At 62.9% G+C, this 18,310-nt stretch carries 15 protein-coding genes; 9 read left to right on the plus strand and 6 right to left on the minus strand.

Features of this window, described 5'->3' with window-relative positions; translation table 11 throughout:
• Positions 1 to 7 precede the first annotated feature (7 nt).
• Positions 8 to 1,423, plus strand: a complete 1,416-nt coding sequence (locus tag B0G76_RS21295; RefSeq protein WP_120294303.1) for a PLP-dependent aminotransferase family protein — start codon at positions 8 to 10, stop codon at positions 1,421 to 1,423.
• A 12-nt stretch (positions 1,424 to 1,435) separates the two neighbouring features.
• On the opposite strand, the gene B0G76_RS21300 is transcribed toward B0G76_RS21295, so the two are convergent.
• Entirely contained in the window at positions 1,436 to 2,065 is a 630-nt protein-coding gene (locus B0G76_RS21300) for a LysE family translocator (protein WP_120294304.1), read from the minus strand.
• A 187-nt stretch (positions 2,066 to 2,252) separates the two neighbouring features.
• Between B0G76_RS21300 and B0G76_RS21305 the strand changes: the two genes are divergently transcribed.
• The gene (locus B0G76_RS21305) at positions 2,253 to 2,885 is read left to right on the plus strand and encodes a hypothetical protein (protein WP_120294305.1); all 633 of its coding nucleotides are present in this window, start codon (positions 2,253 to 2,255) and stop codon (positions 2,883 to 2,885) included.
• Between the two features lie 155 nt (positions 2,886 to 3,040).
• Here the strand turns inward: B0G76_RS21305 and B0G76_RS21310 are convergent, their stop codons facing one another.
• Together B0G76_RS21310 and B0G76_RS21315 are read right to left on the minus strand one after the other, a co-directional pair.
• Positions 3,041 to 4,711: a phospholipase D-like domain-containing protein gene (locus tag B0G76_RS21310; protein ID WP_120294306.1), complete on the minus strand. Its 1,671-nt coding sequence runs from the start codon at positions 4,709 to 4,711 to the stop codon at positions 3,041 to 3,043.
• A 96-nt stretch (positions 4,712 to 4,807) separates the two neighbouring features.
• Positions 4,808 to 5,149, minus strand: a complete 342-nt coding sequence (locus B0G76_RS21315) for a hypothetical protein (protein ID WP_120294307.1) — start codon at positions 5,147 to 5,149, stop codon at positions 4,808 to 4,810.
• A gap of 201 nt (positions 5,150 to 5,350) precedes the next feature.
• Here B0G76_RS21315 and B0G76_RS21320 point away from each other — a divergent pair, with 201 nt between their 5' ends.
• From B0G76_RS21320 to B0G76_RS21330, 3 genes are read left to right on the plus strand one after another with little or no spacing between them, the layout of a single operon-like run.
• Entirely contained in the window at positions 5,351 to 6,169 is an 819-nt protein-coding gene (locus tag B0G76_RS21320) for a MipA/OmpV family protein (RefSeq protein WP_259460665.1), read from the plus strand.
• Between the two features lie 10 nt (positions 6,170 to 6,179).
• Positions 6,180 to 6,875 (plus strand): response regulator transcription factor, encoded by a 696-nt coding sequence (locus B0G76_RS21325; protein ID WP_120294308.1) that lies wholly within the window; start codon positions 6,180 to 6,182, stop codon positions 6,873 to 6,875.
• 21 nt (positions 6,876 to 6,896) lie between these two features.
• Complete coding sequence (locus B0G76_RS21330; protein WP_120294309.1) at positions 6,897 to 8,255, plus strand: ATP-binding protein; 1,359 nt, start codon at positions 6,897 to 6,899, stop codon at positions 8,253 to 8,255.
• A 37-nt stretch (positions 8,256 to 8,292) separates the two neighbouring features.
• On the opposite strand, the gene B0G76_RS21335 is transcribed toward B0G76_RS21330, so the two are convergent.
• Positions 8,293 to 9,063, minus strand: a complete 771-nt coding sequence (locus tag B0G76_RS21335; protein WP_120296638.1) for a DUF4410 domain-containing protein — start codon at positions 9,061 to 9,063, stop codon at positions 8,293 to 8,295.
• Positions 9,064 to 9,663: 600 nt separating this feature from the next.
• Positions 9,664 to 10,131: a hypothetical protein gene (locus tag B0G76_RS21340; RefSeq protein ID WP_120294310.1), complete on the minus strand. Its 468-nt coding sequence runs from the start codon at positions 10,129 to 10,131 to the stop codon at positions 9,664 to 9,666.
• 354 nt (positions 10,132 to 10,485) lie between these two features.
• On the opposite strand from B0G76_RS21340, the gene phaP reads away from it, so the two are divergent.
• The 3 genes from phaP (at position 10,486) to B0G76_RS21355 (ending at position 13,261) form a co-directional block, all read left to right on the plus strand.
• Positions 10,486 to 10,911: a phasin family protein gene (phaP, locus tag B0G76_RS21345; RefSeq protein WP_120294311.1), complete on the plus strand. Its 426-nt coding sequence runs from the start codon at positions 10,486 to 10,488 to the stop codon at positions 10,909 to 10,911.
• 626 nt (positions 10,912 to 11,537) lie between these two features.
• Entirely contained in the window at positions 11,538 to 11,987 is a 450-nt protein-coding gene (locus B0G76_RS21350; RefSeq protein WP_120294312.1) for a DUF2844 domain-containing protein, read from the plus strand.
• An 11-nt stretch (positions 11,988 to 11,998) separates the two neighbouring features.
• Complete coding sequence (locus tag B0G76_RS21355) at positions 11,999 to 13,261, plus strand: DUF3443 domain-containing protein (RefSeq protein WP_120294313.1); 1,263 nt, start codon at positions 11,999 to 12,001, stop codon at positions 13,259 to 13,261.
• An 86-nt stretch (positions 13,262 to 13,347) separates the two neighbouring features.
• Here the strand turns inward: B0G76_RS21355 and B0G76_RS21360 are convergent, their stop codons facing one another.
• Positions 13,348 to 14,424 (minus strand): putative zinc-binding metallopeptidase, encoded by a 1,077-nt coding sequence (locus tag B0G76_RS21360; RefSeq protein ID WP_120294314.1) that lies wholly within the window; start codon positions 14,422 to 14,424, stop codon positions 13,348 to 13,350.
• Positions 14,425 to 14,821: 397 nt separating this feature from the next.
• On the opposite strand from B0G76_RS21360, the gene B0G76_RS21365 reads away from it, so the two are divergent.
• Entirely contained in the window at positions 14,822 to 18,304 is a 3,483-nt protein-coding gene (locus B0G76_RS21365) for a DUF2126 domain-containing protein (RefSeq protein ID WP_120294315.1), read from the plus strand.
• Positions 18,305 to 18,310 lie beyond the last annotated feature (6 nt).

An 18,310-nucleotide genomic window follows, 5' to 3' on the forward strand; every position in this document is an offset into this window, starting at 1 on the left:
TCCGATCATGATCGAACTACAACTTGAGCGTGACCGACGCGCCGCGCCCACGCTCGTCGAGCAGGTGGTGCAAGGCTTCGCGCGCGCCATCGAGGCGCAGTCGCTGCGCGCCGGCGCACTCTTGCCCTCGGTGCGGCAGTTGGCGCAAAGCCACGAACTGAGCACCTTCACGGTCACCGAGGCGTACAACCGTCTTGTTTCGATGGGCCTCGTGGTGGCGCGTCGCGGGTCCGGTTACCGCGTGGCGGCGCGCACGCAGTCCGCACGGGCCGCCTCAACCGACTGGCAGCCGCCGAGCCTGACCGCGACCTGGCTGCTGTCCGATGTGTTCGCCGACCATTCGGTGCCGATCAAGGCGGGCGGCGGCTGGTTGCCCAACGAGTGGATCAACGAGGCGGGTTTGCAGCATGCGTTGCGTGCCGTGAGCCGGGTGCCGGCGGCGCGGCTCGGCGACTACGGGCATCCGTACGGCTTCGCGCCGCTGCGCGAACGGATCGCCGAGCAACTCGACCGGCGCGGTTTGCCGGTCGACGTCTCCAACGTACTGCTCACGCAGGGTGCGACTCAAGGGCTCGATCTGATCGTCCGCACGCTGCTGCGCGCGGGCGACGCTGTGATCGTCGAAGATCCGGGTTATTGCAATCTGCTGCAGATTCTCAAGCTGGCGGGGCTGGTGGTGCATGGCGTGCCGCGCACCCCGGCCGGCGTCGATACCGAGGTGCTCGAAGCGCTGGTCGCGCAGCACAAGCCTAAGGCGATTTTCGTCAACACCACGCTGCAGAATCCGACCGGCGCGACCTTCGGCATGTCGGCGGCGTTCCGTCTGTTGCAGATCGCCGAGCGTCAGCGCATGTGGGTGATCGAGGACGATGTCAGCCGCGAACTGGCGCCGCCCGGCGCGCCTTTGTTTGCCGCCATGGAAGGCTTGCAGCGCGTGCTCTACGTCAGCGGTTTTTCGAAGACGGTGACGCCGGGGCTGCGCTGCGGCTATGTGGTCGCCGAGCGGGCGGTGTTGCGCGAACTCGCGCGCACGAAGATGGCGGTGGGTTTGACGTCGTCGGAAGCGATCGAGCGGATCGTCGACAAGGTGATGCTCGAAGGGCGCTATGCGCGTCACGTCGAAGCCGTGAACGAGCGGCTCAAGCTCGCGCATGCAACCGTCGAAGAACGGCTCGATTCGCTGGGCCTCGAACTGTTTCACCGGCCGCGAGCCGGGTTGTTCCTGTGGGCGCGGCTGCCGATCGAAGAGGAGCGCGCGGGGGAAGTGGCGACCGCCGCGCTCACGCATGGCATCTGGCTCGCGCCCGGCTCCTACTTTCGTCCCGACGACGCCCCGAGTGCCTGGTTCCGTTTCAACGCGCCGTACTCGACCGACGACGCACTGTGGCGCTTCATCGAGCGAGTCGGGCAGGGTGCGATCTAGCCGTGCCCGGTCTTAAGCGGACTGGCCGAGCAGCTTCAGCGCGATCGGATACAGCGAGAGCACCAGCAGCAGCGCCATCACCACATTGAAGATGCGCAGGCGCTTGGGGTCCGACAGCACACGCCGCATCGCGGTGCCGAAACCGGCCCACAGGCAGATGCACGGAAAACCGATCACATAGAAGATCGCCGCCATCGCGATGGCGTTCACGCTGGTGCTCTCGCTCAGGTGGATCGTCGTGGCGGCGGTCAGCACCATCATCCACGCTTTCGGATTGACCCACTGAAACGCGATGGCTTCATGAAACTTCATGGGCCGGCGATCGCCTTTCTTGACCTTCAGTTCGCCCGACGTGCCGATTTTCCACGCGAGATACAGCAGATACACGACGCTCGCCACTTCGAGCACCGTGTACAGCACCGGAAAGTGCACGAAGGCTTCGCCGAGACCAATCCCCACCGAGAGCATCAACAGGACGACCCCGGCGCTGATGCCGGAGAGATGCGGCAGCGTGCGGCGAAAGCCGAAGTTGACGCCGGAGGCCAGCAGCATCGTGTTGTTCGGACCGGGCGTAATGCTCGTGGCGAGCGCGAACAGAATGCCGGCGGGCAGCGCGCTGAGGCTGAGACTGAGGAAAGACATGGGTGGCTCCGTTGGCGGTCAATAGGACCTCTGGAGCATTCTAGCGAAGCATGCCGGTACAGTACCTGTACGGTTTGCGGGATGGTGCCCGGTACAGGTGATGGGGGCAATCCTTACCGGAACCCGGCCTCCAATAACAAGATAAACGATATATACTGTTTATACAGTTATCAACGCGGAGGACCATATGACAACACCCGTCACCAAAGAGCACACCAAGAAGACGTTCCATTTCCCCAAGAGCTCGTCGAAGCACGCGGTAGATGGCGCGGAGCCGGCAGTCGCGGCTGAACAGCCTGCGCAAGCGGCGCCTGCGGTCGAAAAGGCGTCCAAAACAAAGCGCGCGGCCGCTGCGGAAGCCAAGCCCGTCGTCAAGAAAGCAGCCAAAAAAGCGAAGCCCGCCGTGAAGAAACCCGCCAAAGCGAAGCGCGCGACCGCTGCGGAAGCGGCGCCCGCCGTTAAAAAAGCGGCCAAGGCGAAGCGCGCGGTAGCCGCGGAAACGGCCCCGGTCGTCGAGAAAGCGCCCAAGGCAAAACGCGCTGCCGCCGCGGAAGCCGCACCGGCCGCCGCTCCGGAAGCCAGGAAAGCCAAGCCGCCGAAGAAAGAGAAAGTTGTGCGCGACAGCTTCACGATGCCGAAGTCGGACTACGACAAGATCGCGTCTCTCAAGCAGAAGTGCCTCGACGCCGGCGTGTCGGTCAAGAAGAGCGAGCTGTTGCGCGCAGGCTTGATGATGCTGGAATCGGCCGCGCCGCAGCGTCTGCTTGCCACGGTGTCGTCGCTCGAGACCGTGAAGACGGGGCGTCCCGCGAAGGGCTAATCCCGGCATCATGGTTCGATGCAAGGTTTAGTGGAAGGCGTGCCCGCCCGGGCGGTGTCGGACTGCAGCGCATCCGGCTGCAAGTTCTCGAGCCGCCCGGGCGGGGACGAAGCAACATTATTACATCGCCATATTGCTGGCGGGTGACGGACAAATTACCTCCCCACCGGCGAAGCCAGATAATTCCAGTCGTGCAGGAAAATCTGCTCGAAATACGCCGCGGCATCGGCGCTATGAATGATCAGGCCGGCGTCGCGATTGCGCAGCGTGCCGTCCGCCGACCAGTTCTGACTACTGACCAGAACCACGTTTCCGTCGACGACAATCCCCTTGTTGTGAACGTTCGCCTGCCGGCGCAGCACGGAGGAGGGCACACCCGCCGCGATCAGCTTCTCGACCCACGCGTCGTTCTGAAACTGACTGGTAATCAGGCGCACGTCCAGTTTTCGGTCGACAAGCGCCTTCACCGCTGCAATCAATGCGTCATGTTCTGCATCGTCGGGGCGTCCGCTCGGATGGATGTATTGCGTCTGCATGTAAAAGTGCTGCTGCGTGGACTCGATGAGCGCCAGAACATGCGGCTGATAGTTGTCGGGTGTGAGTAGCGGCTGGATCGTCACTTTCTCAGTCAATGTCTTCGGCGCGAAAAACTGGTGCGGAGCCTTTCCGGCTGCAAACGCTTCGAGCGGAACCTCGAGAGCGGCGGCTCCCGCAATCTTCATGTGCTGCGCCTTGGCCTCATTGATCGCGTCGTGAGAAACCGTATAGTCGTGCTGCAGGAATGCGCGGAACGTGTCTGCCAACGCCTTGCTCGTAACGATCACGTGCCAGTCGCGATCGTGCGTCTCGGCAAGCTTGTGCGCGGCTGCCACGTTCGACAGATCGATCTCCGGCTGATTGCTGTTGTTCCAGTTACCCGAAGAAAGCCAGAAGGTATCGTCTTCGCGCACGGCTACCTTGATGTGATACGCGTTCGGATAGATCCAGACGGGCGCCTTCGGATCGGCATTGGTGAGCGCCCACGTACCGGCAAAGCGCTCGCCGAGCTTGCTCGAGAGATCGGTCTGGGTTTCTTCGTCGGTCTGATCGGCCGTGGGATTCTTCGCGGGATGGTCGAGCGTGAGCGTCAACTTTTTGCCATCGGCAAGCGCGGCCTCGACTGCGGTGAGAATGTGCGCGGACGTGAAGTCGTACATGCCGACCACCAGTTCTTCGCGAACGCCGGCAATGAAATTTGATAGCTCCGCCCATCCGGCATCGGGGCTCGCATGCAGGACCAGAGAGACCTGCTCCGTCACGGAATTGAGATTCGCGTCGGGCGCGGGCGTGTACGGAATCTCATCCTTGTGCGCACGGGCGGCAGCGAACGCCACGAGCGGCGCCGGCGGACTCGCCAGTGCGTTGCCTTGTTTGTCGAAGAACACCTGGTCCGCGAAATAGGGCTGCCGCAATTCGTGGCGTGCTTCGGCCAGTGCGCAATATCGTGAAGGGTCGAGCGCCTGCATCGATTCCATGGCGTCTGCAGCGCGTACGTCGACGGGCACGCCGTCGATCTGCCTGGGCAGTGCGCTCTGCAGCGTGGCCAGCTTGTCCGGCGTGACGGTCACGATGATCGCGCGCGTGGCAGTGTGTCCAGATGTCGGCCATTGCAAGCCGCTGCGCACGGACAACACGCCCGCGTGCCGGAACGACACGGCGTGGGTATCGAGCATGGCCCGGATGTCGATTGACGCGAGGTTAGGGGGGGGCGCCTGCTCGGCGCCGTCGTCGTCGGCGTAAGGTGTCGTGGCGGGTTGCGACACAATTCCAGCACAAACAATCAGCATGACATGTCTCCCGGGTGAAAGCGGAATGGCTCATCCCCAGCGTGACGCGTTGATATGGCGTAGCCATGACAGCCAATCTCGAGCGTTCCAGATCCATCAATCGATGCAGTGACGTCCCTGCAGTTCCAGGTGCAACTGAACGAGCCAGGCACGTGCGCAATACGCGTCGATCGATGCCTGGTCGGCGGGCTCGTCGATCAATCTTACCTGGTGTGCTTCAAAAGCCGCGTCGAACGCGCGGCGTGCCGCCCATCTCAACGAGAGCATGACGAACAGTCCGAGTCCGATCGTGCCCACCCGATAGGGCAGCAAGGGCGCGTTGTCGTCGAACAGGCCCAACAGCACGGACAGGCTCAGGCTCGGGAGGGTGGCGATGCATGTCGAGAGGCAGAGAAGGACGGCGTTCGCGCGCAGGGCGGTGGTCGTGGTGGGTTTCATCGAGTGGGTTCCGCGATCGGATGTCGCTCCCAATGCTGAGCCCGCATGACTTACCTGACACTTACCTGGCTCGTATCTGGCACTTACCCGCGCGCACGGCCGCCCCCGGACGTGCCGGTGTTCATCGCTTTTGAGTAAGTAACGAGTAAGTCCAGCAGTCTTAGAGTCGATGCCGCCTCATCCATCTACTCAGGACTCGACGTGAAAAAATCTCTTTACCGTGAGCGCAGGCTTCTGTTGGCGATCGCATCGTTCTTCATGGTTTCGCGTGTGGCCTGGGCCGACGGCCAGAGCCCGGAGCCGCCCACGGCGGACGATACAGGCTTCACCGTGCTGAACAATGCGACCAACGTAACGCATTGGGGCCTGGGCGTGGGAGCCGGCATCGAGTCGGCGCCGTACAAAGGCTATGGCACGAAATACACGCCGATTCCGCTGATTTCGTTCGACAACAAATGGGTGCATGCGTTTGGCACGGCCGTCGACCTGAAGATCGGCAAGTGGAGCAACGTGAGCCTCGCGCTGCGCGGACAGTACGCGATCGGCGACGGCTACAAGGCCTCCGATGCCCCGATTCTGAGCGGTATGCAGAATCGCAACGGTGCGTTCTGGTACGGTCCGGCGCTCGCATGGCACACCGCATACGGCACGCTTTCGGGCGACATTCTGGAAGGCGGCAACAAGGGACAGAAAGCCACGATCGACTTCAGCAAGTCGTTCGAATACGGCAAATTCGCGTTCGAACCGCACGCCGGCGTGGATTGGCTGAGCAGCAAATATGTCGATTACTATTACGGCGTGCGCGCATCCGAAGTGCGCGCCGGGCGCCCGGCATATGCCGGCAAGGCGGCTTACGACATCTCGGTGGGAACGCGTGTCGACTACAAGTTCACGCGCCATCAGATCCTGATTCTCGACGTCGGCGTCGAGCACCTTGGCAGCGGCATCACCAACAGTCCGCTGGTGGGCAAGCGCTATATTCCGCAAGCCCGGATCGGTTACCTTTACGAATTCAATTGAGCGCCACCGCATGTCGCGAGTCGCACTGATCGAAGACCACGGTCGCCTGGCCGCGATGATCCGCCAGGCGCTTTCCGCTGCGGGCATCGAGACCGATGTGTTCGGCACCATTTCGGAGGCGCACTATGGCGTGAGCCGGGGCGACTACGCGGTGCTTATCATCGATCGCGGTTTGCCGGACGGCGACGGCCTGACTTTTCTGCGGACGTTGCGCGCGGCCGGGCAGATGACGCCCTCGCTCATGCTGACGGCGCGCGACGCACTGCATGACCGCGTCGACGGACTGGAAAACGGGGCGGACGACTACGTGACCAAGCCCTTCGCCATGAGCGAGCTGGTCGCGCGGGTGCGTACGCTGATGCGCCGCCCGGTGGCGCTGACGGAACTGGTGATCTCGTTTGGCGACATCACGGTCGATCCGCAGCAACGCGCCATGCGCTGCGGCGCGCAGTCCGTTCTGCTGGCGCCCGCCGAGTTGCAGATCGTGCTGTGCCTCGTGAAAGCGGCGGGCGCCACCGTACGGCATGCAACGCTCGAACATGCCGCATGGGGACTCGGCGAAGCCGTCACCCCCAACGCGCTCGAAGTCACGCTGCATCGGCTGCGCAAGAAGCTGACGGCGGTCGGCGCGACAACGCGGCTCGCCAACATTCGCGGCGCGGGCTTCGCGCTCCAGGTTGCCGCGGGTCCCACCGCGCAGCACTAAATCAACGGCCCATTGCTCACCATGCTCAATCACTGGATTCGCAGTCTGTCCGCGCGGCTTTGGGTGACCAGCATTGCCGCTCTGGCGATCAGCCTGACCGTGCTGGCGACGGCTGCCACCTACGCGTTCAGTCACTACCCTCAGCAGATGCTCGGGCGGCACGAGGAGATGGAAAACGCCACGGAGATCATGAGCGGAATCCGCTTCGACAATGCCGGCCGTCCGGTTTCCGTGGCGCTTCCTGCGAAGAAGGCCTGGCTCTTCGAGGTAGCGCCAACGGAGCTGAAGTACCGGGTACTCGACGAACGCGGCAACGTGTTGCTGGCCTCGAAAGGTGCTGAAGGGTATGAAGCATGGATCGCGGGCGATCCATCCGGGCTGGTCGGCAATATTCAGCGGGCGGAAATCGGCGCGAAACCGTTCGAAGTCCTGACGCTTCGGGCGCCGCATGGTTCGGCGGTTTTCTATACCCAGACCGCCACGTCGGAGCGTTTCGTCGACGCGCTGATCGACGCCAAGGTCAGGCCGATGCCGGCGATCATCAAGACGATCATTGTGGAGGCCACGATCATTTTTGGCCTGACTTTCCCCTTTACCGTGCATCGGGTGCTCAGGCCGCTCAGAGAGGCCTCGCGCGCGGCGGCGCGCGTCACGCCGCGCAACCTCACCACGCGGCTCTCCACCGCGGGCGTGCCGAGTGAAATCAAGCCGCTGATCCATGCCTTCAACGAAGCGCTCGACCGGCTCGAAAACGGTTTTGCCGTGCAGCAGCAGTTTCTCGCGTCGGCCGCGCACGAGTTGCAGACACCGCTCACCCTGATTCGCGGTCAGATCGAACTGCAACCCGGGATCGACGACAAGGACCTGCTGTTTCGCGAGATCGATCTGATGGCGCGTCAGGTTCGGCAACTGTTGCATCTCGCCGAAGTCAGCGAGTCGCAGAACTTCAGTTTCGGCGAGGTGAATATCGTCGACGTGGCGCAGGACGTGGTGACCTATCTCGCCCGCAAGGCCGAGCGCAAGGAGGTGACGCTCCGGCTCGAAACCGCGGTCGCGCCGTCGTCGATCTGGGCCGACCGCAGCGCATTGTTCATTCTGCTCAAGAACATTGTTGAAAACGCGATCAATGCGTCGCCGGCGCATAGCGCGGTCGTGCTGATCGTCGATGCCGTCTCGGTGCAGGTTCAGGACGAAGGTCCGGGCATCCGGCAGGAGTACCTGCCGTTTCTCTTCAAGCGCTTCTGGCGAGCCCCGGATGCGAGGCATGACGGCGCCGGACTCGGGCTTGCGATCTGCAAGGAGATCGCCACGGCTCACGAGTGGCGTTTGACCGTGAGCAGTCTGGTATCGGGCACGCGCTTCGCGGTGTGGTTCTCGTGACGCCGCGCCCTTTACCGTTCAAGCTGCTAAAGCTTGCTTATCCTTTGACGTGGTCCGTCGAGAGCCAGCCCCCGCTTACGCCGATCTGCGCCACCTGTTTTGCCACCGCGTCAGCAAGACGCTTGGCGTCCGCTGAAACACCGGCCTTCTTGGTTTCGGATACAGCGTGCAAGCCGCCGCCTACGGCCGCAGAAGTCGCAATGCTGCCCACCGCGGCGCCCGCGCCGGCTGTTTCGACCATGCCGGGTGCCTTGCCGCTGTCGCCGGTGGCATTGAAACTTTGCACCAGCCGCGCGGTGCCGCCCGCCGGTTTGTACAGAATCTGCACCGAGCTGCTGACCTCGCTCTTGCCCGCGCCCAGGCCGATCAGCACGCGGCGGCGGCGATTGCCCGCATCGATCTTGTCGAAGCTGCCTTGCACGAGCAGGACGTTCTGGTCGGCGGGGGCGGGAACGTCCGAGCGAATCGCGCGCAGCCCCATCGATTGCAATTGATGCACGATTTCGTTGGCGACCTGCTCACGCACGGCCACTGCATCGGCGGTTTGCTTTTGCGCGGCGGACGAGCCGTCGAAGTGCGATTCCAGTTTCTTCAGCATGCCGCCATTGTCCAGTTTCACCTGATCCGGATTGCTGTCGAAGGTATAGACATAAATGTTGTCCGGGCGCACTTGCGGTTGAGCGCTGGTCTGGGTCGCGTTGTTGATGCTGCCGCCGGCGCAGCCGGTCAGAAGCGTGCCGCAGCAGACCATTGTGACGCATGCAAAACGAGCGGCTTTCTTTTTGAGGAAACTCACTGAAGTCAACATTTTCATCCCTTCGTCGGCACGCGGTGCCGTTATGTTCAAACGCATCTTCCGATGATCGGGCAACCGTGCGATCGATAATCATCGGGATTGCATTCGGACCAAATTACCCTTGATCTCATGCGTCTTTTTCGTACGCACCGGCAGCGAAACGAAGTATGGGCGAGTCACTTCCCGAACTCCATTCAACAATTATTTCGCGCTATGTCACGGCGAAACAGGCGGCGGCGGGGGCTTCGGCATGGGATGAGAGCGACGGCGAGGGCGTCAGTTCAGGACGAGCCTGATGATGCAGAACAGAACGAGGACGAGCAGGGCGGCGGCGACGGCCACGTTGATTGGATAGCGCATTGTTCACCAGGCACGAGCGTTTCGGAGCTCTTATCCTAATCAACTGAAGGAAGATGAAAAGTGGGCAGAGCAGCGGCTATGTGCGACAGCTAACGCAGCGTGCCGAACGGGTGCGCTGCTTTTTTGGCGGAAGCGCTTCCAACCCATTTTTCGGCGGGACGCATTGCTGGAATTGCACGGGGCGCGCGGTAGTCACGCTCTCCCGTGCGGCCTTCGAACGCGTGACAATCCGGTGACGTAGTCCGGCCCGTTTTACTGCGGTTGCGCAGACGGTTGTATGCCTGCCGGCATGCCGCGCGGCGGCTTGTTCACCGCAACGAGGTCTTCCGACAGACTGGTGCGCAACGTGGCAATGGCCGCGTCGGTATTGGCCGGCTTCAACTGCTCGCGGGCCAGCGAGTCGTACACGTAGTGGCGCAGCATCGGATCTTGCGTCTTGTTCAACACCTCGTGATACACGGCCACTATCTCGCCTTCACGCCCGCTCATTGCATAGAGGCGGCGCAACTGTTCCAGATCGTTGACCACGGCGAAACCGGGACCGATCGGTCCATTCGGTCCGTGCTGCCCGTGCGGTCCCGGCGGCCGGTCGCCGCGCTGCGGTTCTTCGCGCGCGTGAGCCGATGCGGGCAGCGGCGCTGCCGCTTCCTGTGCCAACGCGCCCGTCGCGGCCACGGTCAAAATGGCGGCCAGCGCCGCGCTCACCCATCCTTTTTTCATGATCTCGCTCCCATCGAGACAGTGCCGGCGCGACAGTGCGCCAGCACATTGGCAACGATAGTCGACCGGTCGTTTCGTAGGATTACCGAAGCTGTCATGTAACTTACCGGGCCTTGCATACCGCGTGGCCGAACCCGCAAAAAGTTTCAGTAAGAAGACGGCCGACGCCAGGGTGTGCCCGCTGGCGCAATGTGGCCGGATAGCGCATGATTGAAGCAATGTGCCGTCCGACCCCAGATGCAGCAAGCTTCAGCGGGAGGCGCGGCACACGCAACGCCACGGGTGCATATGCCGGAGAAACCCTTCGCGGCGATGCACCGCGGGCGAGAATTCAACCGTTAAGGAGGATTTCGCATGGACCGACCTGACGCCGCCAATCCGTTTGGCGATTTCACCAAAATGCTGGAGCAGTTCAAGCTCCCCGGCTTCGACGTACCTGCCATCATGGAAGCACGGCGCAAGGACATGGAAGCACTGGTTCAGGCGAATCAGATGGCATTCCAGGGCATGCAGTCGCTCGCGCAGAAACAGACCGAGATGTTGCGGACCACGCTGGGCGAATTGCAGTCGCTCACCGGGCAATTGTCGGCCGGCAGCGCCGCGCCTCCGGCGAAAGCCGCCGAACTGATCCAGCAAAGCCTGCATAAGTCGCTTGCCGATATGCAGCAGTTGGCACAAGCTGCGTATCAGACGCAGGCGGAGTCGTATGCGGTAATCGCAAAACGCGTAGAAGAAAATGTACAGGAGCTTAAATCGCTCTTGCAGCAGCAGAAAAAGTAACGGACGCAGTCGCGTCGAATCGCTCGATCGGGATTTGAAGCGGTTCGCGGAAGTGACGATGAATTAGCAAGAAAGTCGTAAAGAAGCACCCGGTGCCGTGAATGACCATCTGGTTATTCGCGGCATTTTTTTGCCCCTCGAATCGTGCTTATGCCGCGATTTTCTCTTCACACAAAAGCGGCCTTCCCGCGCCGCAAATATCAGATGAAATAGGCCGGCCGGCGCGAATTATTCAGCGTGTGCTTACATTGCGCCCCACATGCGACGCGCATTGAAATTTTTCTGCTGTGGCCCCGTTATTTCATCAGTGGGTTCGCTTTAAACAGGGTGTATCGGAAAAAAATGCGCAGAAGCGCCGCCCCTTGGTGATCCTGTCCTCAATTGTCAAACAGGTTCAAACGATCGAACGCCCGTATAAGGTTTAAATCGTTCCGCAAACGATTGCCACGCCACTTTTCGACGGCTAAAGTTTCGCGCCGCCACTCCGTAGACGCATTCACGCAACCCAACCGGTGTGAACGCAATACCGGCACCACCGGTCAGGAGTGCGCCCCTGGATTCCCGTTCGTGATCGGCTCGCTCGCCAGTCACGAGCGTTTCACCTCGAAGGAAATCTCTTGAAACCGATGCTCTCTATCAGCATTGCTCGCGCAATGCTCGGGGCAAGCTGCGCGCTGTCGTTTGCCGCGCATGCCACGCTCGGCCAGAACGTCAGCACTGTCGACAGCGATCAGACGCGCCTTCATGCAGTTGCTCACACGGCCACTACGCAAAGCGCGTATTCGGTACACCTGATTACGATGCCGTCCGGCACGCTGGTGCGCGAGTACGTCGCGCCTAACGGCATCGTCTTCGGTGTCGCCTGGGAAGGCCCGACGCTGCCGGATCTGAAATCCATGCTGGGCACGTCGTTCGACCAATACGTCGCGGCCACTGCGACGCGCCGTGGCACGCCGCTCGCGGTGTCCAACAGCGATCTGGTCGTGTACTCCGGCGGGCATCTGCGCGCGTTTGCCGGCCACGCCTATCTGCCGCCAGCGGTGCCCGCGGGCGTCGATGTCGGCGTCATTCAATAACGGAGCGAATCATGCGTCATACGTCTTCGTTCGTGACCTTGTTGTGCGCGGCGCTGCTCGCGTTGCTCGTTAGTGCCTGCGGCGGCGGCGGCTCCGGCTCCTCGGCGAATTCCGGCAGCACGACGAGCTTGTCTGCCGGTCCCACCGTCACCAATACGTCGCCCTCGCCGCAAGTGGTGGCCGCCAACGCCGTGCGCGTGGCGGTCGACTCCGGCGTGAGCAACGTGCCGAACATGCCATTCGTCAGCATCACGATTTGCGCGCCGGGCACCAGCCAATGCCAAACCATCGATCACATCCTGGTGGATACCGGTTCGTGGGGCGTGCGCGTGTTTGCCTCGCAATTGCCTGCTTCGACGGCGCTGCCGCAACAGAAGGACGCCTCGGGCAATCTGGTTGCCGAATGCATGCAGTTCTTCGACGGCTACACGTGGGGCTCGGTGAAGCTCGCCGACCTGCAGATCGCCGGTGAAAAAGCGGCCTCGCTGCCGATACAGGTGATCGACCCGAACTACGCTTCGTTGCCGTCCGATTGCGCGAGCTTCGGCGCATCGCGCAACACGCCGGGCTCGTTGCAGGCCAATGGCATTCTGGGCATCGGCGTGTTCAAGCACGACTGCGGCGCGAACTGCGTGCAGAAGGCCGTGGCCGGTACGTACTACGGTTGCAACGGCACGGCGTGCACGTCGATTCCGCTTGCCGAGGCGCTGCAGGTCGCCAATCCGATTCCGTACTTCGCCACGGACAACAACGGCTCCATGCTGAGCCTGCCCATGGTGTCGGGCGGCGCGCAGTCGGTCACCGGGCAACTGGTGTTCGGCATCGGCACGCAGACCAACAATTCGCTCGGCAGCGCGCAGGTGATCGGGGTGAGTCCGTCGAATGGCACCTTCACGACGGTGCAGAACGGCACGACGTATTCGAGCAGTATTCTGGACAGCGGCTCGACGGGCCTGTTCTTCCAGACCAGTGCGATGCCTGCCTGCGCGAGCCCGAATAACGCGTACTACTGCCCGGTGTCGACCCAGTCGTTGAGCGCGATGATGCAGGGGGCGAACGGCACGACGAGCACGGTGAACTTCAGCGTGGGCAATGCCACGTCGATTTCACAGACGTACGGCGGCGATTCGGCCTTGCCGCTGCTGGCGGGTCCGGCGTTTGTGACCTCGTCGATTTTCGACTGGGGCCTGCCGTTCTTCTACGGCCGTAACGTGTATGCCGCGGTCGAGCAGCAAACGACGCCTGGCGGCGCGGGACCTTATGTGGCGTACTGAGATCGCTTATTGAGCGATAGCCAGGTTTGGCTCCCGATGGAAGAAAGCCCGCTGCCGGTTGATTCGGCAGCGGGCTTTTTGGTGGGTTATCGAAGCCGCGTTTTATCGCCCGCTGCCGCAATCACCCGATGCACGAATCGCAGCTTGTCCACCACCGGCGAGGCCAGCGTGAACGGATAACCGTCGGGCATGCCGAGACTGCGGTTCAGGCTGTTCAACGCATACGTGAGCGGAAACCAGCGCTTCATCAGATTCCCGAAGCTCGCGTCTTCCACGGGCGTGCGGTCGGTCAGCGTCGGCTCGCTCGGGTCGTCGGGCAACAAGGCGAGACCATACGAGGTCGAGGTATCCAGCACGTCGACGATCAGCAGGTAGTGCGCCCACGTTTCGGCCCAATCTTCCATGGGATGCATCGTCGCATAAGCGCTGATGGTCGAGGCCTGCCAGTCGGCCGGGGCGCCGTTGCGATAGTAGGCTTTCAGCGCCTCGCCATAGTCGGTGCGTTCGTCGCCGAACAGCTTGCGAAAGGGCACGAACCAGCGCGGATCGTTCTCGATCAACTGGCTGAAGTAGTAGTGGCCCGTCTCGTGGCGAAAGTGGCCGAGCAGCGTGCGGTAGGGCTCGCCCATCGCGCTGCGTACTTTTTCGCGGTAGGCGTCGTCGGCTTCGGCGATGTTCAGGGTGATGAGACCTTTGTCGTGGCCGGTCATGACCGGCGAACCGTCGCGGCGGTCTTCGAGGAACTCGAATGCGAGGCCATACGCGGGATCGGTCTGGCGCGACGGCACGTCGAGGCCGAGCGCGGCCAGTGTGTACAGGAGGCGCCGTTTCGCCGTCTCCAGCCGGTACCAGTAGAGCCGGTTATCCGGTGTGCCCAGATTCGGAATCGTGCGGGTGAGCTGGCACGCGCGGCACAGCGAGTCGGACGAGTCGGCGGAGATCATCCAGTTGCAGATGTTTTCGACCGCGTAGTTGTGGCACTGCCGGAATAGCGCCCCCTCGGCACGCGGATGCAGGCTGCGCCAGCGCCCTTCGCCGGCTTCTTCGAAGGCGCTGATCTCGGCCAGGTCAGGGACATACCCGAGCAATGACTCGCACCGTTCGCATCGAACGTTTTCATAGAACACGAGTTGCGAGCAGCGATTGCAGTGGAAGGTTCTCATCGATCGGGCCCGGGTGGTGGGTGACAATCCTGAAGCGGCTGGCGGGGCGATGTGTCGGCTGGCTGGCCACCGAGCGCCGGCCAGCGGGGATCGCGCGCATCCTCAAGCGCTTGCAAGAGCGAAGACGACGTGCAATCTTCATGCCGCAATTGCCAGACGTCACTGGTTTAACGCACATTACGTGCATGATCGTGCATCGGCGCTGCGCCGCTTTGGTGCGCGGCAGTTGAAAAGGCGGTGGAAAGGCGCGCTGATCGATCGACCGGACGGTCGGCAGCCACGGCACACTTCGTAACAGGCGCTCATCCGGGCGGTACAGGCAGTTCACGCGGTTTTTCGATCAACGGCATGAAGCTTGCTTTTTGGCGGGCTGCCATCCCTTGTCCAGGAGTCCGGTGTGTCCATACGCGTCGCGTTGAATCACGTCACACATTACCGCTACGACAGGCTGGTTACGCTGTCGCCCCAGGTCGTGCGCCTCCGGCCTGCGCCGCATTGCCGGACCCCGATTCTGTCCTATTCGATGCGGGTCGAGCCGGCCGAACACTTTATCAACTGGCAGCAGGACGCGTTCGCCAATTATCAGGCGCGTCTGGTGTTTCCCGAGAAGACGCGCGAATTCAAGGTGACCGTGGATCTGGTCGCCGAGATGGCCGTCTATAACCCGTTCGACTTCTTTCTCGAACCGTCGGCGGAACAGTTCCCGTTCGAGTATGCGCCTGGCTTGCTGCTGGAACTCGCGCCCTACCTCGTCAAGCGGCCGATGACGCCACGCTTTGCCGAGTTCGTCGCGAGTATCGACCGGACGCCGATGATCACCGCGGACTTCCTCGTCGCGCTGAATCAGCGGCTGCAACGCGAGATCCGCTACCTGATCCGCATGGAGCCCGGGGTGCAGACGCCCGAGGAAACGCTGGTGAGCGCCGCGGGTTCGTGCCGCGATTCGGGCTGGCTGCTGGTCGAGACGCTCCGGCAATTGGGGCTGGCGGCGCGCTTTGTTTCCGGCTACCTGCTGCAACTCGCGCCCGACGTCAAATCCATCGACGGCCCGAGCGGCACCGAAGTCGACTTCACCGACCTGCACGCGTGGTGCGAGGTGTACCTGCCGGGCGCGGGCTGGATCGGCTTCGATCCGACCTCCGGCCTGCTCGCCGGAGAAGGCCATATCCCCGTCGCCTGCACCCCCGAGCCGGGTAGCGCGGCGCCGATTTCCGGCGCGGTCGACGAATCCGAAGTCGAGTTCGAGCACACCATGTCGATTGAACGGGTTCTGGAGACGCCACGCGTCACCAGGCCGTTCAGCGAAGGGGTATGGGACGACGTGCTGAAAATGGGCGAGCAGGTCGACCAGCGCTTGTCCGAGATGGACGTGCGCCTGACGATGGGCGGCGAGCCGACCTTCGTGTCGGTGCGCGATCGCGACGCCGCCGAATGGAACACCGACGCGCTCGGCCCGACCAAACGCGGCTATGCGGTCGCGCTGATGGACAAGCTGCGCTCGCGCTACGGTGCGAACGGCTTTCTGCATATCGGCCAGGGCAAGTGGTATCCGGGCGAACAGTTGCCGCGCTGGGCGATGTCGCTCTACTGGCGCGCCGACGGTGAGCCGTGCTGGCAGGATCCCACGCTATTCGCCGACGAACGCGAGCCGGGCACGTACACGGCAAAAGACGCCCAGCGTTTCCTCGCCCATCTGGCGGCGAAGCTCGAGCTCGACAAGGACTGCATCCAGCCCGGCTTCGAAGACGTCTGGTACTACCTGTGGCGCGAGCGCCGTCTGCCGGTCAACGTCGATCCGCTCGACGCGCGCCTCGACGACGAACTGGAGCGGGTGCGTTTGCGGCGCGTGTTCGACGCGGGGCTGGGCGGCGCGACCGGTTATGTCTTGCCGCTGGCGCGCGAACGCGACGTGCCGAACGAGGCGCCGAAGTGGGTCAGCGGCCGCTGGTTCTTCCGCGACGAACGCATGTTCCTGATTCCCGGCGATTCGCCGATGGGATATCGCCTGCCGCTCGATTCGCTGCCGTGGGTCTCGGAGACAGACTATCCGTATCAGCACGCGCACGATCCGTTCGCACCGCCGGTGCCGTTGCGTCCGGCCGCGCAATTGCGCATGCAATACGAAGGCGACGGCGAGGTCCACCGCACCCTGGACACCACCGAGGCGCGGCGCGCGGCGGCCTTGTCGTCGTCAGCGGCAGATTTGCTGAGCGGCATGGCGGGCAGCGGCGTGCTGGCCTTTGCGCCTCAGCCGGGAGACGGCCAGGCGCCGGCACGCGGGCAGTCGTCGAAAGAAACGTTGCGCACGGCGATCTGCGTCGAAGCGCGCGATCCGAAACGGGCTGCCGGTCCGAAGGCGGAAACCGAAGCGTTTGGCAGCGGCCGCTCGCTGCTGCATGTGTTCATGCCGCCGCTCACCGAACTCGACGACTATCTCGACCTGCTCGCGGCAATTGAAGCCACCGCCGCCGAATTGCGGATGCAGGTGGTGCTCGAAGGCTATCCGCCGCCGCGCGATGCGCGCCTGAAGGTCCTGCAGGTGACGCCGGACCCGGGTGTGATCGAGGTGAACATTCATCCGGCTTCGAGCTGGGAGCAACTGGTCGACAACACGGAGTATCTGTATCAGTCCGCGGCCGAGAGCTATCTGAGCAGCGAGAAGTTCATGACCGACGGCCGGCATACGGGAACCGGCGGCGGCAATCACTTCGTGCTCGGCGGTGCGACGCCCGCCGATAGTCCGTTCCTGCGCCGTCCCGATCTGCTCGCGAGTCTGATCGCGTATTGGCACAACCATCCTTCACTGTCATATCTGTTTTCCGGGCTGTTCATCGGGCCGACGAGTCAGGCGCCGCGCGTGGACGAGGCGCGCAACGATCAGGTGTACGAACTCGAAGTGGCGTTCCGCGAATTGCAGCGGCAGATCGATCAGCTCGGCGGCCGCGGCGGCGCGAATCTGCCGGCGTGGATGATCGACCGCTCGTTGCGCAACATCCTGATCGACGTGACCGGCAACACGCACCGTGCCGAGTTCTGCATCGACAAACTCTATTCACCCGATGGTCCGACCGGCCGCCTCGGCCTGCTCGAATTGCGCGGTTTCGAAATGCCGCCGCATGCGCGCATGAGTCTCGTGCAGCAGTTGCTCTTGCGCGCACTGGTGGCGCGCTTCTGGCACACGCCGTACACGCAGCGGCTGACGCGCTGGGGCACGGAACTGCATGACCGCTTCCTGCTCGGCACCTTCGTGAAGATGGATTTCGACGACGTGCTCGGCGAACTCAACCAGGCAGGCTTTGCCTTCGAGAGCAGCTGGTTCGCGCCGCACTTCGAATTCCGCTTCCCGCTGGTTGGCGAGGCCACGGTGAACGGCGTTTCGCTGACCATCCGCAATGCACTCGAACCCTGGCACGTGATGGGCGAGGAGGGCTCGCCGGGCGGCACGGTGCGTTACGTGGATTCGTCGGTGGAAAGGCTCGAAGTGCGTGCGCTCGGGTTGAACGGCAACCGTCACGTGCTGACCGTGAACGGCGTGCCGTTGCCCTTGCAACCAACCGGCCGCGTCAGCGAATATGTGGCCGGCGTGCGCTTTCGCGCCTGGTCGCAACCGTCGGCGCTGCATCCAACCATCGGTGTGGACGCGCCACTGACCTTCGATCTGGTCGATACATGGACTGGCCGCTCGGTCGGCGGATGCCAGTATCATGTCGCTCATCCGGGCGGGCGCAGCTATGACACCTTCCCGGTCAACGCCTACGAGGCGGAAAGCCGACGGCGTTCGCGCTTCTTCGCCTCCGGCCATACGCCGGGGCCGCTCACGGTCGGGATGCCGCAGCGCAGCCTGGAATTTCCGTTCACGTTGGACTTGCGTTACTGGTAACCTGGT

Source organism: Paraburkholderia sp. BL23I1N1 (genome assembly GCF_003610295.1).
Classification (GTDB): domain Bacteria; phylum Pseudomonadota; class Gammaproteobacteria; order Burkholderiales; family Burkholderiaceae; genus Paraburkholderia.